Here is a 23,233-nt window from a genome sequence, read left to right on the forward strand (position 1 = left end):
ATCTCGGCGGATGAACTCATCGTGACTTGTGCGCGATCCGGAGAACCGCCGTCAGGCCGTCAACGGCCCCTGCCCTGCCTGCAAGGAAACGCCAAAAGACACGCCGGTGCAACCGAAAGGGCCGCTTGTCCGCCAGTTTCTCCGGCTTTGGATGCTTGGGGAAAGATCGCGAATGGGCGAATGAAAAACGCGGCCCCGATCACGGGGCCGCATTCTGTGTCGCAAATTCCGCATCCGGGGCGCGAGGCCCGAGATGCGCTTTTAGTTCGGTGCGCCGACTGCGGGTGCGTCGGGCGTGAGCAGCGCAGGTTCCTGCGGCGGGGTCGCCAGCTCTTCCGGCATGGGCGTGAGGGTAACCCCTGCATTCTCGCCCAAGGGCGTTCCGTCCTGCGTCGTGGCCGTCGGTGCGGTCGCGGTATCGCCTTGGGTTGCCGGTTCCTCGGGCGCAAGGGAGCTGGCCGGACGCGGTGCCATATTGGGATTGGCGCGGTCGGCGTGATCACTGCGCAGATAGTCGAAGAACTCGCCATCGGGGCTGATCACGAGCGAGCTGTTCTCGCCTTTCAACGAACGCTCGTAAGCGGTCATCGAGCGGGTGAAGGCGAAGAACTCGGGATCGCGGCCGAAAGCGTCGGCATAGATCGCGTTGCGGCGGGCATCGGCTTCACCGCGCACCACTTCCGAGCGTTTGCGCGCCTCCGAGGTCAGCTCGACCACCGTACGGTCGGCAGCCGCGCGGACGCGCTGTGCGGCCTCGCCGCCCCGCGCGATCTCGTCCGCGGCCTCACGCTCGCGTTCGGCGCGCATACGGGCATAGGTCGCGTTGAGGTTCTGCTCGGGCAGATCCGTCCGCGTCAGACGCACGTCGATGATGCGCACGCCGAGCTCTTCGGCCTCGGTGCGGGCAATGTCGCGGATCTGGTTCATCAGGCCGGTCCGGTCATTCGACAGAACCGTGGTCGAGGGCACCGAGCCCAGCACCTGACGGATGGCGTTGGTGATGATCGGGTCAAGACGGCTCTGCGCCGCATCGATGCCGCCATTGGTGATGGCACGACGGAACCGCGCGACATCGACGATCTGCCAGCGCGCGAAAGCATCGACCATGAGACGGCGGTCATCCAGCGGCGTGACCTCCATCGGGCGGGTCAGAAGACCGAGGATCCGCGCGTCATAGCGGATGACCTGATCGATAAAGGGCACTTTGACATAGAGGCCGGGGGTCTCGCGGACCTCGACCACCTCGCCGAAGCGCATGACCAGAACGCGCTCGCGGACATCGACGATATAGACGGCCGCAACCACGACGAAGCCCACGACGACGATGATCGGCAGCGCAAGCGTTTTGAGAAGGCGTTTCATCAGTTGCTCCCTCCGGTCTGGTTACCGGCCGGCGCGGATTGCCGGCGCAACTGGTCCAAGGGCAGATAGGGTACGACACCGTTGCCGCCGCCGCTGGCCGAGCTGTCGATCAGAACCTTGTCGACGCCACCAAGAACTTTTTCAAGCGTTTCCATATACATCCGGCGGCGCGTCACTTCGGGCGCCTTGATATATTCGTCATAAACCGAGTTGAAGCGCGCGGCCTCGCCCTCGGCGGTATTGACCGCTTCGGCGCGGTAGGCTTCGGCGCGTTCGATCATGGCAGCCGATTCACCACGCGCGCTGGCGAGAACGCGGTTGGCATAGGCATCGGCCTCTTTTTCCAGACGGTCGCGCTCCTGCTGAGCGGCCTGCACTTCGCGGAAGCTGTTGATGACCTCGGCCGGCGGGTCGGCACGGTCGAGGTTGACGCGCACGACCCTGATGCCGGATTCGTAGCCGTCGAGCGTCTGCTGGATCGCAAGCGTCAGATCCGACTGGATCGCGCCGCGGTCGCGGTTGAGGATCGGTGCCAGCTCCGAACGGGCGACAATATCGCGCATCGCCGATTCGGCGGCGGCGCGGATCGTGTCGCGCGGATCGGCAAGGTTGAACAGGAAGCGCTCGGGGTCCGAGACGTTCCAGACCACCTGATATTCCATATCGACGATGTTCTGGTCGCGCGTCAACATCAGTCCGCTGTCGAGCGGGCCTGCCTGCCCCGTCCCGATCTGGATCACGCGTTCTTCGTCGATATTGACGATCTCGGCGCGCATCACCGGCCAGGGTGCGAAGTTCAGACCTTCGGTGCCGACCGACACCGGCTTGCCGAACAGCAGCTCGACCGATTCCTGACCCGTCGTCACCTGATAGACGCTCGCGAACAGCCAAAGCGCGACCGCGCCCAGACCGACAAGACCGACCGTGCCGCGGTTCATCGAGAATTTAGGCAGCTGGTTGCGCGGGCCGCCATTGCCGCCCCCGCCGTTGCCGCCGCCATTCCCGCGCCCGCCCATCAGGACGCGCAAACGGTCCTGACCTTTGCGGACAAGGTCTTCGATCTCGGGGATCTGGTCACCACGCCGGGGGCCGCCGGGTTGCGGACGGTTGCGGTCTTCACCGCCTCCAGCCTCTCCCCAAGGACGCTGAGGTCCGGATTGCGGCGGCTTTTTGTCGCCGCCCTTGTCGTTGTCTCCGCCACCGCCCCAGGGGCCCTGTGCTGCCATGCGCCTCGCCTCGTTCGAACTTTCAGTCATCATTCCCAGTTGAAACTGGGGCTTATGTGCGGAATGTCAAGAAACCGCACTGTGCCTTTCGGTCGCAGGGGGCACCTCGCCCGCGCGGCGCATCGGCTTGCGCATGGTCACCAATTCCTCGGCCACCGTCGGATGAAGCGCGATCGCGCGGTCGAAATCGGCCTTGGTCGCCCCCATTCCCATCGCGACGGCAACCATCTGGAGCATCTCTCCCGCCTCGGGGCCGAAGATGTGGCACCCCAGCACGACATCGGTTTCGACATCGACGATGAGCTTCATCACCGAGCGGGTATCCTCGCCCGCGAACATCGAACGCATCGGGCGGAAGCCGCCCATGTAGATGTCGACCGGCCCGCGCTCGACCGCCTGCTCTTCGGTCATGCCGATGGTCGCGAGCTCGTGCGGGCGGATATAGACCGCGCTCGGCACCAGCGAGAAATCGCAGGGCTTGGGGATGCCGCCGAACACCGTATCGGCGAAATTATGGCCTGCGCGGATCGCGACCGGCGTCAGGTTCACCAGATCGACGACATCGCCCACCGCATAGATCGAGGGCACCGAGGTCTGCGACCATTCGTCGACAATGATCTCGCCGCGGTTGCCGATGGCGACGCCGGTGTTTTCCAGCCCGAGATCATTGGTATAGGGCCGCCTGCCGGTCGCGAAGACGACATCGTCGAAGTTTTCCTGCGTGCCGTCGGCAAAGGTCACGCGGATCTCTTCGCCGTCTTTCTCCAGCTCGACCGGCGTGGTGTTCAGGCGCAGATCGACGCCGGTGTCGATGAATTGCTGGCTGATGTGGAGCCGCATTTCCTCGTCAAAGCCGCGCAGAATGCGGTCGCCGCGATAGGCGAGCACGGTCTTGCAGCCCAAACCGTTGAAGATCGTCGCGAATTCGCAGGCGATATAGCCGCCGCCGACCATCAGGACCTTGCCCGGCAGATGATCGAGCGTGAAGAGGTCGTCCGACACGAGGCCGAGTTCCTGCCCCTTGATCCCCGGCCAGGACGGACGGCCGCCGACCGCGATCAGGATATAGCGTGCGGTGAAACGCGAACCATCGGCCAGCTCGACCGTATGGGGATCGACGATGCGGGCGCGCTGTTTGTAGGTATCGACGCCCGCATTGACCATGCCGTTGGTATAAGCGGCCTCGAGGCGGTTGAGCTCGCGCGCCAGCTTGTCGCGGAAAAAGGGCCAGTTGAAAGCACCGACCTCGGCCTCGCGCCAGCCGTAGCCGCGCGCGACATGTGCCTCGCCGGGCATTTGCGAGCCGTAGATCATCAGCTTCTTGGGAACGCAGCCCCTGATGACGCAGGTGCCGCCCATGCGGCTTTCCTCGGCGACCGCGACCCGCGCGCCATATTCGCCCGCCGAAATCCGCGAGGCCCGCGCGCCGCCCGAACCTCCGCCGATGACGAAGAGGTCATAGTCAAACTTCATGCCGCATCCCCAGTTGTCAAAACGTCAACCGAACCATCGCTCCGCCCGATAATCGCTTTGGTGCAGATATTCAGGAATAGCCCATGTTCAACCACGCCGGCGATGGAAGAAAGCATATTGGCTAACGCTGGCGCATCCGTGATCACCTCGAGCGCGAGATCGAGGATCAGGTTGCCCTCGTCGGTGATGACGGGCTGGCCGTCACGCTCGCGGCGCACCACGGGACGCCCGCCAAGGCCCAGACCTTCAAGGCCGCGCTCGATCAGGATGCGGGTCGCCTCCCAGCCGAAGGGGATGACCTCGACCGGCAGTTTGAAGCGGCCGAGCTGGGCCACCACTTTGGATTCGTCGGCGATGACCACCATGCGGTCCGAGGCGGTCGCGACGATTTTCTCGCGCAGATGGGCCGCGCCGCCGCCTTTGATCAGGTTGAGCGCCGGATCGACCTCGTCCGCGCCGTCGATGGTCAGATCGAGCCAGCCCAGCTCGTCAAGGCTTTCGATCGACAGCCCGAGCGAGACCGCAAGCTCCGCGGTCGCCTTGGAGGTCGAGGCGCAGCGCAGCGCGAAACCCTCGCTTTTGACCCGTTCGGCCAGCCGGTGGACGAAAACCACAGCGGTCGAGCCGGTGCCGAGGCCCAGCTTCATGCCCGGCGTCACCAAGGCCACGGCAGCAAGGGCGGCGGCATCTTTTGCGGGATCGAAAACGGGAGTTTGGGTCATGGTGGCCTCTGGATTTCTGGTTGGGGCCTTATAATCCCCGCAGGCCGAACATGCCACCGTTTAGCGCCCGACCCGCGCCGACAGTCGCAGCCCCGCGCGCCGCGCGCCGGCCCGGGCCCGCGCGCGGGGTTACATTCGGCCGCATGCAGTTCCGATTGCCTTGACCCCGAGCCTCGCCTAATCATGCGCCATGCAGATACCATCCACATTCGCCGTCATTATCACCGCAGCCGGACGCGGTACCCGCGCCGGAGGAGGCCTGCCGAAACAATGGCGCGACCTCGGTGGCGAGAGCGTTCTTTCCCGAACGATCAAGGCGTTCCGCGGCTTTCCCAGAATCGTCGTCACCCTCCACCCCGATGATATGGAGCGCGGTCTGGCCGAATTCGGCGGGCTTGTGACGCTGGGCGCGGGTGGAGAAACGCGCTCGCAAAGCGTGCTGGCTGGGCTCGAAAGCCTTGAGGGCAGCGGCATCACCCATGTGCTGATCCATGACGGCGCGCGGCCCCTCGTGCCTGCGGAGGTGATCATGGGCGTCGTATCCGCCCTGCAGGCCGGAGCCCCCGCCGCAGCCCCCGCCCTTGCCGTGACCGATGCGCTTTGGCGCGCCGAAGGCGGGCTCGTGACCGGCACCGCCGATCGCGAGGGACTTTTCCGCGCCCAGACGCCGCAAGGCTTCGCGCTCGAGCGCATCATCGCCGCCCACCGCGCCGCCCCCGAAGGCGCAGCCGACGACGTGGAGCTCGCGCGGCGCGCGGGCCTGCCCGTCACCGTGACCGAGGGCAGCGAAACCAATCTCAAACTGACCTGGCCGCAGGATTTCGACCGCGCGCGCCGCATGATGGAGCAAGACATGTCCCTCACCGATATCCGCCTTGGCAACGGCTTCGACGTCCATGCCTTCGGGCCGGGCGACCATGTCTGGCTCTGCGGCATCAAGGTGCCGCATGATCATGCGCTCATGGGCCATTCGGATGCAGATGTCGGGCTGCATGCGCTGACGGATGCGATCTACGGTGCCCTCGCCGAGGGCGATATCGGCCGCCACTTCCCGCCGTCGGACCCGCAATGGAAGGGTGCGGCCAGCGATATTTTCCTGCGCCATGCCGTCGCGCTGGCGGCGGAAAAGGGCTTCCGTATCGGCAACGCCGATGTCACGCTGATCTGCGAATTTCCGAAAATCGGCCCCCACGCCGGCGCGATGCAGGCCCGTCTGGCCGAGATCACCGGCCTCGACCCCGACCGCATCAGCGTCAAGGCCACAACCTCGGAACGGCTGGGCTTCACCGGCCGCGGCGAGGGCATCGCCTGTATCGCTACCGCAACCCTTGTGAAAGGCTGACCTATGGAACGCATGATCGCGACACTGTTCGGCGCGGGCAATCTCAAACCGGCATCGGGGACATGGGCCTCGGCCATCGCGATCCTTCTGGGCCTCGGGCTGCACCGGCTGGGAAGCTTCCCGCTGCTGGCGGCGGCAACCGTCGCGGTTACGCTGGCCGGCTTCTGGGCGGTCCGGCGGATGACGGCGGATATGGCCAACAAGGACCCTTCGGAAATCGTCGTCGACGAAGTCGCGGGGCAATGGCTGGCGCTGTGCTTCCCCTCTGCGGGCTTTTGGATGATGGGCCTGCCTGCGGATATGTTCCCCTATCCCGGCTGGCTGGGTGCCTTCATCTTCTTCCGCCTTTTCGACATCTGGAAGCCTTGGCTGGTCGGTCGTGCGGATCGTCGCGGTGACGCCGACGGCGTAATGATCGACGATCTTTGGGCCGGACTTTTCGCCGGTATCGCCACGATGGCGGCCGCGGGCGTCGCCCACGGGTTCTTCATGTAATGGCCGCGCCGCTTTCCGCCCGCGACGAGGCCGCAGCCCGCGTGCTCGCCCTTGCCCGCGTGCGGGGCGTGATGATCGCCACCGCCGAAAGCTGCACCGGCGGGCTGATTGCCGGTGCCCTGACCGAGATCGCGGGCTCGTCGGATGCTTTCGATCGCGGCTTCGTCACCTATTCCAATGCCGCCAAGACCGAGATGATCGGCGTCTCGCCCCAGACCCTCGCCGAATTCGGCGCGGTCAGCGAGGAAACAGCACGCGAGATGGCCGCAGGCGCGCTCGCGCGCTCGCAGGCGGGGATTGCGGTCTCGGTGACGGGGATTGCGGGTCCGGGCGGCGGATCGGCGGAAAAGCCGGTCGGGCGGGTCTGTTTCGGCATTGCCGATGCGCAGGGCAGCCGCAGCGAGCTGCACGATTTCGGCGATCTCGGCCGCGCAGGGATCCGCGCGGCAACCGTCGATCATGCCTTGGCGATGCTTGCCTCAGCCCTCGCGCAGGACTGAGAGAAAACGCTCGACATCCTCGGGCCGCGTGTCCCAGCCGCAGATGAGGCGCAGCGAGACCGAGGCATCGCCCTCGGCCGGTTCGGGCCAGTAGTGAAAGCTCGCCCCCGCCGCGACGAGCCGCGTCACCGCCGCTTGCGGCAGCGTCACGAAGACACCGTTGGTCTCGACCCGCTGGTCGATCGCGACACCCGCGATCCCCGCCAGCCCTTCGGCCAATGCGCGCGCCATCGCATTGGCATGACCCGCCAGCTCGAGCCAGAGCCCGTCGTCCAGCCATGCGAGAATCTGCGCCGAGAGATAGCGGTGCTTGGAAAAAAGATGCCCGCCGCGCTTGCGGCGATATTCGAATTCCATCGACTTCGCGGGATCGAAGATCACCACGGCTTCGGCGCCCATACAGCCGTTCTTCGTCGCCCCGAGCGACAGGATATCGACGCCCGCGCGCCATGTCGCATCGGCGGCCGAGGTGTTTTGCGCCGCCAGCGCATTGGCGAAACGCGCGCCGTCCATATGGACCGCGAGCCCCGCATCATGCGCCATGGCCGACAAATCCCGCACCTCGCCGACACTATAGATCGTGCCCGCTTCGGTGCCGTTGGTCAGAGAAAGCCCGCTGTTCTGGCCCGCATGGACCGAGGCATCGCCATAGGTTTGCAGTGCATGGGCAAAGCTGGCGGTATCCATCTTTCCGCCCTCGCCCCCGACCAGAAGCAGCTTGCCGCCGCCCATGAAGAATTCCGGCGCGCCGGTCTCGCTGGTCTGGATATGGGCGTTCTCGTGGCAGAAAACCCGCCCCCAACCCGGAGTCAGCAACGACAAGGCCAGTGCGTTAGAGGCGGTGCCGGTCGAGACGAAATGCACAGCCGCCTCGGGGGCCTCGAAGATCTCGCGGATGCGGTCCTGCGCGGCACGGGTGATCGGATCGGTGCCGTAAGAGGGCAAATGGCCTTCATTGGCGGCCGCCAGAGCCGCCATGATTTTGGGGTGGACGCGGCCGGTATTGTCGGAAGCGAAATTCACGCGAGATCCTCGATAATATAGTCTTCCCAGTCATCTTCGGTCACGCTGACCTCGCTGACGGTCCAGCCCCTCACCGAGGCCCCCGCGCGGTGGATGCTCTCGCGGTCGCCCGAGATGAGGTAGTGCCAATCGTAAAGCGGCTTGCCCTCCGAGCGCAGGCGGTAGGCGCAGGTTGCAGGCAGCCACCAGTCGATTTCTTCGAGCTTTTTCGGCGTCAGCACCACGCAATCGGGGACGTAGCGATGCCGGTCGGGATAGCTCGAACATTGGCAGCTCTGTCCGTCGAGCAGCTTGCAGGCCACGCGGGTAAAGGCCAGCTCGCCGGTATCCTCGAATTCGATCTTGTTGAGGCAGCATTTGCCGCAGCCGTCGCACAGCGCTTCCCATTCCTGAGGGTCGAGCGCCTTGAGCGGCAGTGTCCAGAATTCCTTGCGCATTATCCGTCGGCCAATATCTTGCGCGCCTCGGCGCTGTCTTTATCCATCTGCGCGATCAGGGCCTCGAGGCTGTCGAACTTCAGTTCGGGGCGCAGATAGGCGACCAAAGCGACCGAGAGGTGCTGGCCGTAGAGATCGCCTTTGAAGTCGAAAAGATGGGTCTCGAGATTCGGCTTGTTCTCGCCGAACATCGGGCGAACGCCCAGGCTGGCCACGCCCTTGTAGCTGCCCTGATCGGGTCCGGTCAGCACGTCGACAAAGACCGCATAGACCCCGAAAGCCGGCTGGTGGAGCCGGTCGAGCGCCATATTCGCCGTGGGATAGCCCAGCTCGCGGCCGCGCGCGTCGCCGTGCAGAACCTCGCCGTCGATACGGTGCCAATGGCCGAGCATTTTGGCGGCATCCTGCGGTCGCCCCTCGGTCAAAGCGGTCCTGACCGCGCTGGAGCTGTAGCGGTCGCAATCGCCGATCAGCGGCGCGACCGTCACGCCGAAGCCGAGCGCTTTGCCCAGAGCCGCGAGCGTCTCGGTACTGCCGGCGCGCTGGTGGCCGAACTGGAAATCGGCGCCGACGGTGACATGGCGCACGCCAAGGCCCTCGACCAGAACGTCGCGGGCGAAAACCTCGGGCGAGAGGCCGGCGAGAACCGGACCGAAGGGCAGTTGATAAAGGTGGTCGACCCCCAGACGCGCCAGACGGTTCGCCCGCGATTCCGCATTCATCAGGCGAAAGGGTTTGCCGTCGGGGCAAAAGAACTCGCGCGGATGCGGTTCGAACAGGACGACGCCAAGCGGCGCATCATGGGCGGCCCGCGCCTGATCGATCACCGAACGATGCCCGAGATGAACCCCGTCGAAGTTTCCCATGGCAACTGTCGCGCCTCGCGCGTCGGCAGTCAGGCCCTTCCAGTCAGTATGGATGCGCAATGCGGCCCCCGGTGGGCCAAGCTGGCCCGGTCAGTCAAACTTCCGGCTTGGCGCCAATACGACCGCCTCGCCTTTCAGCACGACGGTATCACCGACGAGACAGCGGGTTGCAAGCGTTACCCGTCGTTTGCCGTGATCAATCGCCTCGACGCTGACCTCGGCGCGCACGAGATCGCCGGGGCGCACGGGGGCCATGAATTTCAGGGTCTGGCCCAGATAAACCGTGCCGTGACCGGGCAATTGCTCGCCGATTACCGCCGAGATAAGGCCCGCCGTCAGCATGCCGTGGGCGATACGCCCCTCGAAAATAGTGTCGCGGGCGTAATCGTCGTCGAGGTGGACCGGATTATGGTCGGTCGAGACCTCGGCAAACATCTCGATATCGCGGTCGGTCACCACTTTGCTCAGATGCCGGCTCATGCCGACTTCGAGATCTTCGATCACGATCGTTCCGCGCATAAAATTGTCCAGCACCATCGTTTCCTCTCGCTTCCAGCTTCATGCTGCGTAGCAGCGAAGAAGTGGTTAAGCAAGAAAATAACGAGATACCGAACAAATTGGTTAGATTATTGCTTTCTTATTCAGCGCAGGCGGCCGATCGCATAAGCTGGGCTGCGGCCTTCGGTCGAGAGCCAGCTTTCGAGCATCGCGTGATCGGGATGTTCGACATCAGCGCCGAACTGGTCGAAGGCGAGACCGCCGGTCACGAACAATGCCCCGATCCCCTCGGCCATCGCGCCAAGAACATCGGTGTTGATCCCGTCGCCGATCGCGAGGATGCGGGCATCCGCGCCAAGGCCGAGCTTGCGCCGTGCGAGATCGTAGATCGGCGGATGGGGCTTGCCGAAATAAAGCGATTGCCCGCCCATCGCATCGTAGAATTCCGCCAGAGCACCCGCGCAATAGATGCGCCGCTCGCCGAGATCGACGATGACATCAGGGTTGGCGCAAAGCAGTTTGAGGCCGCGCTCGCGCGCGAATTCGAACTGCTCGCGGTAATCCTCGGGGTGGTCTTCCAGCTCGTCGAAGGGGCCGGTGACGACGATGCCTTCGGCTTCTTCCAAGGCGACCTTCTCGATCGCGGGGGCATTCAGGAACTGCTCGGGGATGGCGGTAAAGAAGCCTTCGTCCTTGTCGGGCGAGATCGCATAGACCTTGCGGCCGACCGCGCCTTCGAACATTGCGGCCTGTGCCGCATCGCCCGAGGATACGATCAGGTCCCACGCGTCGCGCGGCACGCCCATGCGGCCAAGCTGCGCCTCGACGAATTGCGCCGGACGCGGCGCATTGGTCATCAGGACGACGCGCCCCCCCTGCGCGCGGAAGCGCTGCAAAGCCGCGACCGCGGCCGGGTAAGGTTCCTTGCCGTTATGGAGGCAACCCCAGAGGTCGCAGAACAGCACATCAAATTCGGAGGCGAGTTCGTCCAGCGACTCGATGATCTTGACCATTGGGATTGCCTTTTAATCTCAGACCGCGAGGGCCGGGATGATTTGTTTCTTGCGCGACATGATGCCGGGCAGAACCACGCTGTCGCCGCTGACGGTGACGTTGAAGCTTTTCTCGGCGACGGTTTTCACGAAGTCGTTCGGGACCAGCAGGGTCGCCTCTTCGTTGAGGATGTCGACGATGAACAGCAGGACCTCGTCGGCGCCGTCTTCCTTGGCGACGGCCGGCATGGCCGCGATCAGCGCTTCCTTGCGGGCAAGCAGAACGGCCGGCGCGGTGGTTTCGAGAACCGAGACGCGCAGCTGCTTGCCGCCCAGCTCGTATTCCTTGCTGTCCATGCGCAACAGCGCGGCATCGCCGAAGGCCGAGACATCGGATTTCGCGGCAAACATTTCGGCCGCATAGGCGGGGATCGAAAGGCCGAGTTCCTTTGCCAGCTTTTCGGCCACGAAACGGTCATGCGGCGTCGTGGTCGGGCTGCGGAATTCCAGCGTGTCCGACAGGATGCAGGTCAGCATCGCCGCCTTGATTTCCTTGGGCGCGCGGGCCAGATCCTCGTCGCCGATCAGATCGTGCATGATCGTGGCGGTGCAGGCCAGCGGACGGATGGTGATGTTGATCGGCAGACGCGTCTTGATCCCGCCCGCGAGCAGGTGGTGGTCGATGATCTCGATTACTTCGGCATCATTGATCGAGGCCGGCAGCTCGCCCGGGTTGTTGGTGTCGACGATGACGCATTGATCGCCCGCCGCCACATCGGCGAAAAGCTCGGGCTTGGCGATGTTCCAGCGCTCGAGCATCCATGCCGCTTCGGTATTGGGCTCGCCCTGCAGCAGCGCCTTGGCGGGCGTCTTGCGGATCTCGCTCAGATACCACGCCCAGATGATGGGCGAACCCGTCGAGTCGGTATCAGGAGACTTATGGCCGAAAACCTTGATCATGGGAGGAGCACCTTCGCGCTTGGTTTTGAAAAGTCGCGCGACTTATAGGTTCTGGCGCCGCTCTTGTCTATCGACCCAAGGTCAATGCGAGATTGACCGCCAGCGCCAGAATGACCGCATTGTAGAAATAGGACAAAGCGCCGTGCAGCACGGTGATACGGCGCAGCGAGGTGGTTTTGACCGCCACATCAGAGGTCTGGGCCGTCATGCCGATGGTGAAGCTGTAGTAAATGAAGTCCCACAACTCGGGATCGGGCGTCTCGGCGGGAAAGGCCAGCCCGCCTGCGTCGCGGCCGCCGTCGTCGCGCGCATACCACAATCCCGCGTAATGGAAGGCCATCACCAGATGGATCGTCATCCAGCCGAGCGGGACCGAAGCCAGCGCCAGAAGCGGGCGCAAGGCAAAGCCCTGATCGGTGGCACGCATGGTCACGACGATCGCGCCGAGGCTGACGACCACCGCCGCAAGCGAGAGCATGGCGATGAACGGCACGCCCTCGTCGCCCTCGAAGCCGCGTTTGCGGAAATGCGCGGGATCGATGCGGCTGCTTTTGGCGGCAATGATCAGAAGATAGCCCGCGAAGAACACATCCGCCCCGATCAGGATGCGGTCGACGCCGGCCAGCCGGTAGCTGCCCAAGCCCGCGACCAGCCCCATTGCGAAGGCGATCAGGAACAACCCGTGTCTGCGGGCGAAATTCAGCACGAATGCCGCCCCCCGCGCGAAATCACGGCGCATCTCCGGTCGGCCCGAGCGCCGAGACGACGAAGCCCTCGCGTTCAAGCAGGCGCAGCACGCCGCGCTCTCCGGGCAGGTGCAGCGCGCCGAAGGCCGCGACGACATGGCCCTTGTCCTTTGCCGCCGCATCGGCCGCCCCCACCAGAGGCGCAATCCAGCTTTCGTTGCGCTGGTCCATCATCTTTTCCTGCGCAAGCCCGATCTGGTGATCGACGTCTTCGCGGCTCAGCCCCGAATTCTCGTAGGCGTCGATCCGCCCGAATTCCCAGATGTCCCAGACCTTGCCCGAGAAAAAGGCATTGATCAGCGTGCTGGCGTAATCATCGGCGTGATCGGCGGCGGGAAGAGCGGATTGCAGCATCTCGATCTCTTCCTCGGGGGTCATGCCGGCAAAAAGCGTGAAGACCGTATCCCAGGGTTCGAGCGCTACGACCGGCACGCCTTCGGCCTCGGCGCGCTCGAGCAGGAGATGATCCAGCCCCTCGACCTTGCCGCTGGCCTTGACCTGATCGAGCATGCAGGGCGAGATACCCAGCATCATCGCGACATACCACGGCCGCATCCGGCTAGCGACAAAGGCGGGAACGCCGCGTTCGGTCATGGCGGCCGACAATCGCGCCCAATCCTCGGGCGCCATCCGCTCGGGCAGGGTCGCGCCATCGGTATCGGCAATCAGCGCGGGATTGGTGGCGAGCTCGTTGCTCAGCCTCGCCTGCTCTTCGGGGCCAGCCTCGACCAGCAGCGCATCGGCGCTGTCGAGATCGTCCGAAAACCGCGCGATGGTCGCCGCATGGCGGGGATCGGAGAAATGGTAAGTGCCGATCAGCAGGATGCGGGCATCGCCTTTGCGCGCCTCGAACAGGGTGCCGCGGTTAAAGGGGATGGCGGCGACGGCGCGGTCAAGCTCGGCCTTTTGCTCGGGGCGCAAAGCCGCGATGAGATCGCGGCCGACGCATTCCTGCGCGTCAACGGCCATCGCGGAAAGCGGCAAAACCAGAGCAAAGAAAAACAAGATCAATCGCTTACGCATCGCTTCCTCGGTCACCTTTTGCGAAAACATGGCACGGGTGCGGCCAAAGTGCCAGCGAAAGCGGGCGCCTGTCGGGGCATTGCTCCCCCTGCCCGCGCGCACTCGGCGACATGCTCTGCAACGCGCCGGAACCGGCTGCGGGAATTTTTGCGGCCTTCGCCGTTGACAGGCCCGAGGGCGCTGCCTAAGTCTTGCGGCATTGGCACTCACCACTACCGAGTGCCAACAACGAGACACTGCAACCTGAAACACCGGAGTGTTCCAATGGCATTCAAACCGCTGCATGACCGCGTTCTGGTCCGTCGCGTCCAGTCGGACGAGAAAACCAAGGGCGGCCTGATCATCCCCGATAGCGCAAAAGAAAAACCTGCCGAAGGCGAAGTCGTCTCGGTCGGCGAAGGCGCACGCAAAGATTCGGGCGAGCTGATCGCACCGGCGGTCAAAGCCGGCGACCGCGTTCTGTTCGGCAAATGGTCGGGCACCGAAGTCACCGTCGATGGTGAAGAGCTGCTGATCATGAAGGAAAGCGACATCCTCGGCGTTCTCGCCTGACCGGATCCGTCCCTTCCCCTTCCAACAACGAATTCAAGGAATTGAAGCATGGCAAAAGACGTCAAATTCAACACCGACGCTCGTGACCGTATGCTCAAGGGTGTCAACACCCTCGCAGACGCGGTCAAAGTGACCCTGGGCCCGAAAGGCCGCAACGTCGTCATCGACAAATCCTTCGGCGCACCGCGCATCACCAAAGACGGTGTCTCGGTTGCCAAGGAAATCGAACTGTCGGACAAGTTCGAAAACATGGGCGCGCAGCTCGTGAAAGAAGTCGCGGCGCGCACCAATGATGAAGCCGGCGACGGCACCACCACCGCGACCGTTCTGGCGCAGGCCATCATCAAAGAAGGCCTGAAGTCGGTTGCAGCGGGTCTGAACCCGATGGATCTGAAGCGCGGCATCGACCAGGCAACCGCCAAAGTCGTCGAAGCCATCAAAGCTGCCTCGCGCCCCGTCGCGGACAGCGACGAAGTCGCACAGGTCGGCACGATCTCGGCCAACGGTGAAGAGTTCATCGGCAAGCAGATCGCGGAAGCAATGCAGCGCGTTGGCAACGAGGGTGTGATCACCGTCGAAGAAAACAAGGGCATGGACACCGAAGTCGAAGTCGTCGAAGGCATGCAGTTCGACCGCGGCTACCTCTCGCCCTACTTCGTCACCAACCCCGACAAAATGGTCGCGGATCTGGAAGACGCACTGATCCTGCTGCACGAGAAAAAACTCTCGTCGCTGCAGCCGATGGTTCCGCTTCTGGAATCGGTCATCCAGTCGGGCAAACCGCTGCTGATCATCGCTGAAGACGTCGAAGGCGAGGCTCTGGCCACCCTGGTCGTCAACAAACTGCGCGGCGGCCTGAAAATTGCTGCTGTCAAAGCTCCGGGTTTCGGCGATCGCCGCAAATCCATGCTGCAGGACATCGCGATCCTGACCGGCGGTCAGGTGATCTCGGAAGACCTCGGCATGAAGCTGGAAAATGTCACGATCGACATGCTCGGCCGCGCCAAGAAAGTCTCGATCAACAAGGACAACACCACCATCGTTGATGGCGCCGGTGACAAGCCCGAGATCGAAGCACGCGTTTCGCAGATCCGTCAGCAGATCGAAGAAACCACTTCGGACTACGACAAAGAGAAGCTGCAAGAGCGCGTGGCCAAACTGGCTGGCGGCGTTGCAGTCATCCGCGTCGGCGGTGCGACCGAAGTCGAAGTCAAAGAGCGCAAAGACCGCGTTGACGACGCTCTGAACGCGACCCGTGCGGCCGTTCAGGAAGGCATCGTTGTCGGCGGTGGCGTTGCTCTGGTTCAGGCAACCAAGGCACTCGACGGTCTGAAAGGCGCAAACGCCGATCAGGACGTGGGTATCTCGATCATTCGCCGCGCTCTGGAAGCTCCGCTGCGCCAGATCTCGGAAAACTCGGGCGTTGACGGTGCAGTTGTTGCCGGCAAGATCCGCGAGTCGTCCTCGACCTCGTTTGGCTTCAACGCGCAAACCGAAGAATATGGCGACATGTTCAAATTCGGCGTGATCGACCCGGCGAAAGTCACCCGCACCGCGCTCGAAAACGCTGCATCGGTTGCTGGTCTGCTGATCACCACCGAAGCCATGATCGCCGACAAGCCCGAGCCGAAGGCAGCCGCAGGCGGCATGCCCGACATGGGCGGCATGGGCGGCATGATGTAATCATACCGGCCTTACAGCTAAGGAAAGGGCGTCCCTCGGGGCGCCCTTTTTCGTTGGACCAATGCCTGCGGTGCCTGGGCAGAATGGTATGGGACGGATAATCTTTACTCATGAGCAAAGCCGTTTTCATCGAATCCCGTCACTCACATTATTCCGACCGTCCAGGCGAGGTTTATCACTTTCCGAACCGCAGTTATTTATCCCTGGTCCAGCAGACCATCGGCGATTGGGTCATCTTCTATGAGGGCCGCCGCGGCGGTGGCCGCGGCTATCACCGCGTTCAAAAGGTCGAGGCGATCATCGCCGACCCTGCCGATCCTACCCATAGTTTCGCGTTGCTTGATCGCAGCTCGGCATGGGACTTTGAAACCGAGCTTCCCCGGGAAAAAGCTGACGGTTCGCTGTGGGAAACCGGTCTGGCGCGGATGGGGGGCAATAATACCTCGGCGGTGCGGCTGATCCCGGATCGCGACTTTGCAGCCATCGTCAACGCCGGACTAAGCTACCCACGCGAGCCCGATACCCTGCCGCGCGAAGGGGATATTTCCGGCTTTTACGATCCCCCTGCTCCCTTTACCCCTCAGGCTCCACAAAGCATCGAGCGCGAACATGTTCTGACCTCTCGGCTATTGCGCGATCAAAGCTTTTCCCGGCTGATCCGTCGCACCTATGCCGGTCGCTGCGCTTTTTCGGGGTTGGAGCTTCGCAACGGCGGCGGCCGCCCCGAGGTCGAGGCCGCGCATATCCTGCCGGTCGCCAAACGCGGCCCCGATACCGTCGATAACGGCCTTGCCCTAAGCGGCACGCTGCATTGGATGTTTGACCGCGGGCTTTTGTCGCTGGCCGATGATCAAAGTATTCTGATCGCCAAGGGCAGAATTGCCGAGGATGCGGTGCAGCGCCTGATCTTGCCCTCGGGTAAGGCGATCTTGCCATCCCGCAACGTGGACAGGCCTAACCCCGCCTATCTGGCATGGCACCGCCAGCATGTCTTCAAGGGCTAGGTTCGGCCCGCCAGAAAGAAAAACGGGCACCCTTAGGTGCCCGTTTCAATTCAGGTTGGCGAACGGGATCTTACCCTTCATCCCGCTCGGCCAGTTCCAGCCATTCGGCCTCGGCATCCATCAGAGCGACCTGACGCTCGGACAAGCCCTCGCTGGCCTTCTGGAACTTGACGGGCGAGGTCGTAAACAGCGCTGGGTCCGAGAGGAATTCGGTCAGCTTGCCGATCTCTGCCTCGAGGCGCTCCATGATCGCGGGCAAGGCCTGAAGGCGGTTTTTCTCGGTAAAGGTCAGGCCCGATTTCGCGGGTTTTGCAACGGGCGCGGCTGCGGGCGCGGGATCGGCCTTGGTGCTGGTCGCGGGTTTCGCAGATGCCGCCTGGCTGAAGATCGCGCCGTTCTCGGCACGCTGCGCACGGTAATCCGACCAGCCGCCCGGATAGACCGTCGCCTTGCCGTCACCCTCCATCGCGACCGTCGTGGTCGCGACGCGGTCGATGAAATCGCGGTCGTGGCTGACAAGCAGGACCGTGCCGTCATACTCGCCCAGAATGTCCTGAAGCAGGTCCAAAGTCTCGACATCAAGATCGTTGGTCGGCTCGTCCAGAACCAGCAGGTTCGAAGGGTGCGCCATGATCTTGGCCAGCAAAAGGCGCGCCTTCTCGCCGCCCGAGAGACTGCCGACCGGTGCGCGCGCCTGTCCGTCGTCGAACAGGAAATCCTTGAGATAGGCCACGACATGGCGCGGATTGCCGCGCACCATGACCTGATCGGAGCGCCCCGAGACGCTCATCGCCGGATCAGAGGTCAGCGCATCCCAAAGCGTCACGCTTTCGTCGATGGCGCTGCGCGCCTGATCGAAAACCGCGATGTCAAGGTTCGTGCCCAGCTTGATCGTACCCGCATCAGGGGCGATCTCGCCGGTCAGCATCTTGATCAGGGTGGTCTTGCCCGCGCCATTGGGGCCGACAAAAGCCACGCGGTCGCCGCGCATCACGCGCAGATCGAATGGCTCGAGAATGGTGCGATCGCCAAAGCTTTTCGAGATGCCCTTGGCGTCGATCACCCGCTTGCCCGATTGCTGGCCGCTGTCCATCTCCATCGCGGCAGTGCCCTGACGGCGGATCTGGCTGGCGCGCTCGTCACGCAGCTCGGCCAAGGCGCGCACGCGGCCCATATTGCGCTTGCGGCGCGCGGAAATGCCTTCGACGGCCCAACGGGCCTCGGCCTTGATCTTGCGGTCAAGCTTGTGGCGCGCCTCGTCCTCGGCGGCCCAGGTGGTCTCGCGCCATTCCTCGAAACCCTCGAAGCCGCGTTCCTGACGGCGGACCTCGCCGCGGTCGATCCACAGCGTCGCGCGCGTCAGATTGCGCAGGAAGGCGCGGTCGTGGCTGATCAGCACATAGGCGGTGCGGGTCGAGGAAAGCTGTTCCTCGAGCCAGGCGATCGCCTCGATATCAAGGTGGTTGGTCGGCTCGTCCAGCAGCATCAGATCGGGTTCCGAGGCCATCAGACGCGCCAAAGCGGCACGGCGGCGCTCGCCGCCCGAGGCGGTGGCAACGGGGCGTTTGGGGTCGAATTTCAGCCCCTCGGCCGCCATTTCGACGCGGTATTCCTCGCCCGGCGCTAGGCCCGAGACGGCGAAATCGCCAAGCGTCTCGAAACCCGACAGATCGGGCTCTTGCTCCATATAGCCGACGCTGGTGCCGGCCGAGGTCACCACCGCGCCACGGTCGGGCTCGATGAGCTTGGCCATCACTTTCATCAACGTGGACTTGCCCGAGCCGTTGCGGCCGACAAGCGCGACACGGTCGCCCTGCTGAACCGTCAGGCTGAGGTTGTCGAATACGGGGTTCCCGCCGAAAGTCAGCGAGATATCGGTCAATTGGAGAAGGGGTGCTCTGGCCATAGCGCGCCACTATCCCGAGCCGCGAACAAGGTCAATCTGCCGCAAGCAAACCCGCCACTCGGGGACCACAATCCTGTGGCTGGATGGCGGCGGCGGCGCGTGTCGCGCTTTGCCGCGAGAACGCAAAACCATTGCCTTGTGCAAAGCGGCGGCGCCAGAATGCCCAAGGCCCGTCCCGACCCAAGGAGCCACAAGAGCCATGACCGAGATCCGCCACGGCGGCTGCCTTTGCGGGGCGCTGCGTTTCACCACCGAAGGTCCGCCCCTGCGCGTGGGCCTGTGCCATTGTCTCGACTGCCGCAAATTCCACGGCGCCTTGTTCCACGCCTCGGCCATTTTCAGGATGGCGGCAGTCGCGATCACCGGCGCGGCGGCGCAATACGAGGGCCGCTTTTTCTGCCCGCGCTGCGGCTCCTCGGTCTTTTCGCGCAGCGGCGAGGAGATCGAGGTCAACCTCGGCTCCTTTGACGAAACCGACCAATTCGCCCCGAGCTACGAGCTCTGGACCATGAGGCGCGAAAGCTGGCTGCCCGATTTCGCGCTCGCATCATGCTATTCGCGCGATCGGGATGCGGGCGATGACGGCAGGACGGCCTAAAGGCTGCGCAGCAAATCGGCCGCAATCACATGCAAGGCATTGCGGTAGCCGTTCCCGCCCGAAGGCAGGTTCGGATCCGAAGTCATCGCAATCGCCACGGCACTGCGCCCGCGCGTCGCGGGGGCGACATAGATCATTTGCCCGCCATAGCCCCAGCCGTAATTGACCGTCCGCCCCGCCATTTCGTCGAGAAACCAGCAATAGCCATAGCCCGAATTGGTAAAGGCCGAGCGCGTGCGGCGCTGCCAGCTTTGCGCGATCCAGTCGGCTGGAACCACCTGCTGCCCGCCCGCATGGCCCTGCGCGGCATAGGTCGCGCCGAAAGCCAAAAGCGAGCGCGTACTCATCGCCATCTCGTTGCCGCCGATATAGATGCCCTGCGGGTCGCGCTCCCATCCCGCGATGCGGAAGCCGGGTATCCCGCCCAGCCAGTCACGCGCAAGCTGCAGCGTCGAGCGCCCCGAGGCCCGCGTCAGCATCGCCGAGAGCAAATGCGTCGAGGCGGTCGAATACAGCATCCTCCCCCCCGGCCGGTCCACCATCGGCGCGGCCAAAGCGCGGCGCACCCAATTGGGGCTGCTGACCCATTGGCCGTAAGCCGCGCCCGACTGCCGCTCGAGCCCCGCCTGCATCGACAAAAGATTGCCGATCGTGACCTGCTTGAGCAAAGGATCGGGATTGGCAGGCATCTCGGGGGCCAAAATTCCGGCGATCGGCTGGTCGGTGCCCGAGAAAACCCCGCGTGCCAAGGCCATGCCGACCAGTGCCGAAACCACCGATTTCGAGGCCGATTTGATATTGGTGGGCTCGTCCGGCGTCCAGTTGCGATAGCCGCGCGCGGCAATCTCCGCGCCGCCGCTCCAGACCGCGATGGCGCGCAGCTGCGGATGATCGCCCGCAGCATCCAGCACCGGCCCCGGCAGCGCCGCCGCCCGGCGCGCAGTCCAGATCATCGGGGCCGCAAGCCCGCCCATAACGAAGGTCCGTCGAGAGAATGAAACTGTCATGGGCCGAATATGCGCATCGCGCGCGCCTGCGCCAAGCCGCCTGCTCCGCCCTGCCCCACACAAGCGCGTCATCGGGCGCAGGTCCGGAATTTTCGCCGGATTTAATACCCGATCAAAAAACTCACCATTGCGCTCGGGCCGGCAAACTCTTACGTCAATGCCATCGCCGGATCGGCCCGCCCCACGGGCAAGCCTCCAGATCCGGCCACGCGCGCGGTGCGCCCTCCGCTCCGCCGCTTTGATGCCGCCGCAATCCGCGCCGAATGGCGTTGCGGCCAAACCGCCAACCGGAACCTGCGAAAGGTCGCCCCCCATGTCCCATTCCACCCAAGCCGTTGTTTCGACCGAAAGCGGCAGCCGCTATCTCCAGCAGCTCGCCAAGCATTGGGCCCATAAATTCGCCACCGAATTCGATGCGAGCCAGGCCAAGATCGTCAACGAAAACGGCAATGGCGTCACCATGACCGCCACGGCCGACAGCCTGACCGTAATCGCCTTTGCCGCCGATGCCGAGACCCTGCCGAAATGGCGTCAGGTTGTCGAAGACCACATCGTGCGCTTCGCCTTCCGCGAGACGCTGGAATTCGATTGGCAGCCCGCATAAGCCCCAGCCGGTTGTTGCCCCGCCCGCACCGCGCCGCTAGAGTGGCGCGGTTACAAAAGGCGGGACGATGACAGAGACCGGACAGAACTATCAGGTATTGGCGCGCAAATACCGCCCCGAGACCTTTGCCGATCTCGTCGGTCAGGATGCGATGGTGCGCACGCTGAAGAACGCTTTCGCGGCCGACCGGATCGCGCAGGCCTTCATCATGACCGGCATCCGCGGCACCGGAAAAACCACCACCGCCCGCATTATCGCCAAAGGCCTGAACTGCATCGGAGCCGACGGCAAGGGCGGCCCGACCACCGAACCTTGCGGGGTCTGCGAACATTGCGTCGCGATCTCGGAAGGCCGCCATGTCGACGTGATGGAGATGGACGCCGCCTCGCGCACGGGTGTCGGCGATATCCGCGAGATCATCGAAAGCGTCCACTACCGCGCGGCCTCGGCCCGCTACAAAATCTACATCATCGACGAAGTGCACATGCTCTCGACCAGCGCCTTCAACGCGCTGCTCAAGACGTTGGAAGAACCGCCGCCGCATGTGAAATTCATCTTCGCCACCACCGAAATCCGCAAAGTGCCGGTCACGGTGCTGTCGCGCTGCCAGCGCTTCGACCTGCGCCGGATCGAACCCGAGGTGATGATCGCGCTTTTGTCGAAAATCGCCACCCGCGAAGGTGCCGAGATCACCGAAGAGGCCCTGGCGCTGATCACCCGCGCCGCCGAAGGTTCGGCCCGCGACGCGACTTCGCTTCTTGATCAGGCGATCAGCCACGGTGCGGGCGAGACCACCGCGCCGCAGGTCCGCGCCATGCTGGGCCTTGCCGATCGCGGGCGCGTGCTCGACCTCTTCGACATGGTCCTGCGCGGTGCCGCCGCCGAGGCGCTGACCGAGCTGCAGGCCCAATATGCCGACGGGGCCGATCCCCTCGCCGTGCTGCGCGATCTGGCCGAGATCACCCATTGGATCTCGATCATCAAGATCACCCCCGAGGCGATCGAGGACCCGACCGTCGGACCCGACGAGGCCCGTCGCGGTCAGGAATTCGCCGAGCGCGTGCCGATGCGCGCTTTGACCCGTCTGTGGCAGATGTTGTTGAAATCGCTCGAAGAAGTCTCGGCGGCGCCCAATGCGATGATGGCCGCCGAAATGGCGATCATCCGATTGACCCATGTGGCCGACCTTCCCGATCCCGACAGCCTGATCCGCAAGGTGCAGGCCTCGATCACGGCGGGCGAATTCGCGCGGCCGGGCCAGATGGGCGGTGCCGCCCCCGCAGGCGCGCCCTCGGCCTTCGCACCACGCGCCGCAATCCCCGCCCCGCGTTCCGGTGCAGCGATCACCCAGGGCAATGCAGCGCTTGCGCTGGCTGTCTCGCCCGATGCGTTGGCGGCCTTTCCCGATTTCGAGGCGGTCATCGCCCTCATCCGCCGCATGCGCGACATGAAGCTCTTGCTCGAGGTCGAAGACCACCTGCGTCTCGTGCGCTATTCGCCGGGCCGGATCGAGTTCAACCCGACCGATCGCGCCCCCAAGGATTTCGCCAACCGTCTCTCGGACCGGCTGCGCAGCTGGACCGGCGGCGCGCGTTGGGCCGTCACCGTCGCGAACGAGGAAGGCCAGCCCACGATCTCGGAACAACGCGCCGCCGAAATGCTTGCGACGCGCGCCCGCGTGATGGAAACCCCGCTCGCCCAAGCGATTTTCGCGGCCTTCCCCGATGCGGAAATGAAAATCAGCAAAGCGCCGGTCGAGGTTGTGGTTGAAAAACCGGACGGCGAGGATACATCCCCTCATGACCTGACCGAAGGCCCCGTGGCCGAGGTCGAAGAATGGGACCCTTTCGAGGACGAGGAATAAAGAATGATCGACGGTTTCGGCAATTTCGGCGACCTTTCCAAAATGATGCAGGCCGCGCAGGACATGCAGGCCAAAATGACCGAGATGCAGGAAGGGCTGAACCGCCTGACCGTTACCGGCCAATCGGGCGGCGGTCTGGTCAAGGCGACCGCCACCGCCAAGGGCGAGCTGACCGCGCTCGACATCGACCCCTCGATCTTCCGCGCCGAGGACAAAGAGGTCGTCGAGGATCTGATCCTTGCCGCGATCAAGGATGCCCAGAAACGAGCCGAGGAGAAATCAGCCTCGGAAATGGCGAAAATGACCCGCGATCTCGGCATTCCCGCCGATTTCAAAATGCCCTTCTAAGC

Annotated in this window: 24 protein-coding genes; 10 read left to right on the plus strand and 14 right to left on the minus strand. The window is 64.0% G+C overall.

All coding sequences use genetic code 11. The features are described from left to right. Positions 1-261: 261 nt before the first annotated feature. The 4 genes from hflC to rpiA all read right to left on the minus strand — a co-directional run bounded on the left by hflC (position 262) and on the right by rpiA (position 4,783). On the minus strand, positions 262-1,362 hold the full coding sequence (hflC, locus tag ACFFUC_RS12285; RefSeq protein WP_377686627.1) for a protease modulator HflC: 1,101 nt from the start codon (positions 1,360-1,362) through the stop codon (positions 262-264). Beyond that, positions 1,362-2,588: an FtsH protease activity modulator HflK gene (gene hflK, locus ACFFUC_RS12290; protein ID WP_377686628.1), complete on the minus strand. Its 1,227-nt coding sequence runs from the start codon at positions 2,586-2,588 to the stop codon at positions 1,362-1,364. The genes hflC and hflK overlap by 1 nt, the downstream gene beginning before the upstream one ends. A 66-nt stretch (positions 2,589-2,654) precedes the next feature. After that, positions 2,655-4,061 carry a glutathione-disulfide reductase gene (gene gorA / locus ACFFUC_RS12295; RefSeq protein ID WP_377686630.1) on the minus strand — a complete coding sequence of 469 codons (1,407 nt, stop codon included), beginning with the start codon at positions 4,059-4,061 and terminating at the stop codon, positions 2,655-2,657. Further along, on the minus strand, positions 4,058-4,783 hold the full coding sequence (gene rpiA / locus ACFFUC_RS12300; protein ID WP_377686632.1) for a ribose-5-phosphate isomerase RpiA: 726 nt from the start codon (positions 4,781-4,783) through the stop codon (positions 4,058-4,060). Before rpiA ends, gorA begins: the two co-directional genes overlap by 4 nt. A 190-nt stretch (positions 4,784-4,973) precedes the next feature. Here rpiA and ACFFUC_RS12305 point away from each other — a divergent pair, with 190 nt between their 5' ends. From ACFFUC_RS12305 to ACFFUC_RS12315, 3 genes are read left to right on the plus strand one after another with little or no spacing between them, the layout of a single operon-like run. Then, complete coding sequence (locus ACFFUC_RS12305; protein ID WP_377686634.1) at positions 4,974-6,125, plus strand: bifunctional 2-C-methyl-D-erythritol 4-phosphate cytidylyltransferase/2-C-methyl-D-erythritol 2,4-cyclodiphosphate synthase; 1,152 nt, start codon at positions 4,974-4,976, stop codon at positions 6,123-6,125. 3 nt (positions 6,126-6,128) lie between these two features. Further along, positions 6,129-6,620, plus strand: a complete 492-nt coding sequence (locus tag ACFFUC_RS12310) for a phosphatidylglycerophosphatase A family protein (RefSeq protein ID WP_377686636.1) — start codon at positions 6,129-6,131, stop codon at positions 6,618-6,620. Continuing rightward, positions 6,620-7,120: a CinA family protein gene (locus ACFFUC_RS12315; RefSeq protein WP_377686638.1), complete on the plus strand. Its 501-nt coding sequence runs from the start codon at positions 6,620-6,622 to the stop codon at positions 7,118-7,120. Before ACFFUC_RS12310 ends, ACFFUC_RS12315 begins: the two co-directional genes overlap by 1 nt. Here the strand turns inward: ACFFUC_RS12315 and ACFFUC_RS12320 are convergent. The 8 genes from ACFFUC_RS12320 to ACFFUC_RS12355 all read right to left on the minus strand — a co-directional run bounded on the left by ACFFUC_RS12320 (position 7,100) and on the right by ACFFUC_RS12355 (position 13,665). After that, the gene (locus ACFFUC_RS12320; protein WP_377686639.1) at positions 7,100-8,143 is read right to left on the minus strand and encodes a threonine aldolase family protein; all 1,044 of its coding nucleotides are present in this window, start codon (positions 8,141-8,143) and stop codon (positions 7,100-7,102) included. The genes ACFFUC_RS12315 and ACFFUC_RS12320 overlap by 21 nt on opposite strands. Continuing rightward, positions 8,140-8,580 carry a YcgN family cysteine cluster protein gene (locus ACFFUC_RS12325; protein ID WP_377686641.1) on the minus strand — a complete coding sequence of 147 codons (441 nt, stop codon included), beginning with the start codon at positions 8,578-8,580 and terminating at the stop codon, positions 8,140-8,142. Before ACFFUC_RS12325 ends, ACFFUC_RS12320 begins: the two co-directional genes overlap by 4 nt. Continuing rightward, positions 8,580-9,506 carry a bifunctional riboflavin kinase/FAD synthetase gene (locus tag ACFFUC_RS12330; protein ID WP_377686643.1) on the minus strand — a complete coding sequence of 309 codons (927 nt, stop codon included), beginning with the start codon at positions 9,504-9,506 and terminating at the stop codon, positions 8,580-8,582. Before ACFFUC_RS12330 ends, ACFFUC_RS12325 begins: the two co-directional genes overlap by 1 nt. Before the next feature lie 30 nt (positions 9,507-9,536). After that, entirely contained in the window at positions 9,537-9,980 is a 444-nt protein-coding gene (locus ACFFUC_RS12335) for a MaoC family dehydratase (protein WP_377686644.1), read from the minus strand. A gap of 107 nt (positions 9,981-10,087) precedes the next feature. After that, positions 10,088-10,957 carry a TIGR01459 family HAD-type hydrolase gene (locus ACFFUC_RS12340; RefSeq protein WP_377686646.1) on the minus strand — a complete coding sequence of 290 codons (870 nt, stop codon included), beginning with the start codon at positions 10,955-10,957 and terminating at the stop codon, positions 10,088-10,090. Between the two features lie 18 nt (positions 10,958-10,975). Next, positions 10,976-11,896, minus strand: a complete 921-nt coding sequence (locus tag ACFFUC_RS12345) for a manganese-dependent inorganic pyrophosphatase (RefSeq protein ID WP_377686648.1) — start codon at positions 11,894-11,896, stop codon at positions 10,976-10,978. A gap of 67 nt (positions 11,897-11,963) precedes the next feature. Further along, positions 11,964-12,635, minus strand: a complete 672-nt coding sequence (locus tag ACFFUC_RS12350; RefSeq protein WP_377686650.1) for a DUF1345 domain-containing protein — start codon at positions 12,633-12,635, stop codon at positions 11,964-11,966. Then, complete coding sequence (locus tag ACFFUC_RS12355) at positions 12,625-13,665, minus strand: TraB/GumN family protein (RefSeq protein ID WP_377686651.1); 1,041 nt, start codon at positions 13,663-13,665, stop codon at positions 12,625-12,627. The genes ACFFUC_RS12350 and ACFFUC_RS12355 overlap by 11 nt, the downstream gene beginning before the upstream one ends. A 264-nt stretch (positions 13,666-13,929) precedes the next feature. Here ACFFUC_RS12355 and ACFFUC_RS12360 point away from each other — a divergent pair, with 264 nt between their 5' ends. The 3 genes from ACFFUC_RS12360 to ACFFUC_RS12370 all read left to right on the plus strand — a co-directional run bounded on the left by ACFFUC_RS12360 (position 13,930) and on the right by ACFFUC_RS12370 (position 16,904). Beyond that, positions 13,930-14,217, plus strand: a complete 288-nt coding sequence (locus tag ACFFUC_RS12360) for a co-chaperone GroES (protein WP_377686653.1) — start codon at positions 13,930-13,932, stop codon at positions 14,215-14,217. A gap of 48 nt (positions 14,218-14,265) precedes the next feature. Beyond that, positions 14,266-15,900, plus strand: coding sequence for a chaperonin GroEL (groL, locus tag ACFFUC_RS12365; protein WP_377686655.1), 1,635 nt, complete (start codon positions 14,266-14,268; stop codon positions 15,898-15,900). Between the two features lie 110 nt (positions 15,901-16,010). Then, a complete protein-coding gene (locus tag ACFFUC_RS12370) occupies positions 16,011-16,904 on the plus strand; it encodes an HNH endonuclease (protein ID WP_377686657.1) in 894 nt (297 codons plus the stop codon). A 70-nt stretch (positions 16,905-16,974) separates the two neighbouring features. Here ACFFUC_RS12370 and ACFFUC_RS12375 read toward each other — a convergent pair whose 3' ends face one another. Then, positions 16,975-18,810: an ABC-F family ATP-binding cassette domain-containing protein gene (locus ACFFUC_RS12375; protein WP_377686659.1), complete on the minus strand. Its 1,836-nt coding sequence runs from the start codon at positions 18,808-18,810 to the stop codon at positions 16,975-16,977. Between the two features lie 199 nt (positions 18,811-19,009). On the opposite strand from ACFFUC_RS12375, the gene ACFFUC_RS12380 reads away from it, so the two are divergent. After that, positions 19,010-19,408 carry a GFA family protein gene (locus tag ACFFUC_RS12380; RefSeq protein WP_377686661.1) on the plus strand — a complete coding sequence of 133 codons (399 nt, stop codon included), beginning with the start codon at positions 19,010-19,012 and terminating at the stop codon, positions 19,406-19,408. On the opposite strand, the gene ACFFUC_RS12385 is transcribed toward ACFFUC_RS12380, so the two are convergent. Next, complete coding sequence (locus tag ACFFUC_RS12385; RefSeq protein WP_377686663.1) at positions 19,405-20,382, minus strand: serine hydrolase domain-containing protein; 978 nt, start codon at positions 20,380-20,382, stop codon at positions 19,405-19,407. The genes ACFFUC_RS12380 and ACFFUC_RS12385 overlap by 4 nt on opposite strands. A gap of 346 nt (positions 20,383-20,728) precedes the next feature. Between ACFFUC_RS12385 and ACFFUC_RS12390 the strand changes: the two genes are divergently transcribed. From ACFFUC_RS12390 to ACFFUC_RS12400, 3 genes are all read left to right on the plus strand, one after another. Then, positions 20,729-21,019, plus strand: a complete 291-nt coding sequence (locus ACFFUC_RS12390) for a DUF2218 domain-containing protein (protein ID WP_377686665.1) — start codon at positions 20,729-20,731, stop codon at positions 21,017-21,019. A gap of 67 nt (positions 21,020-21,086) precedes the next feature. Next, on the plus strand, positions 21,087-22,883 hold the full coding sequence (locus ACFFUC_RS12395) for a DNA polymerase III subunit gamma/tau (RefSeq protein WP_377686667.1): 1,797 nt from the start codon (positions 21,087-21,089) through the stop codon (positions 22,881-22,883). Positions 22,884-22,886: 3 nt separating this feature from the next. Further along, positions 22,887-23,231, plus strand: coding sequence for a YbaB/EbfC family nucleoid-associated protein (locus ACFFUC_RS12400; RefSeq protein WP_377686669.1), 345 nt, complete (start codon positions 22,887-22,889; stop codon positions 23,229-23,231). Positions 23,232-23,233: the final 2 nt, after the last annotated feature.

Origin of the sequence: Paracoccus cavernae, assembly GCF_042430175.1 — a bacterium.
GTDB classification, from domain to species: domain Bacteria; phylum Pseudomonadota; class Alphaproteobacteria; order Rhodobacterales; family Rhodobacteraceae; genus Paracoccus; species Paracoccus cavernae.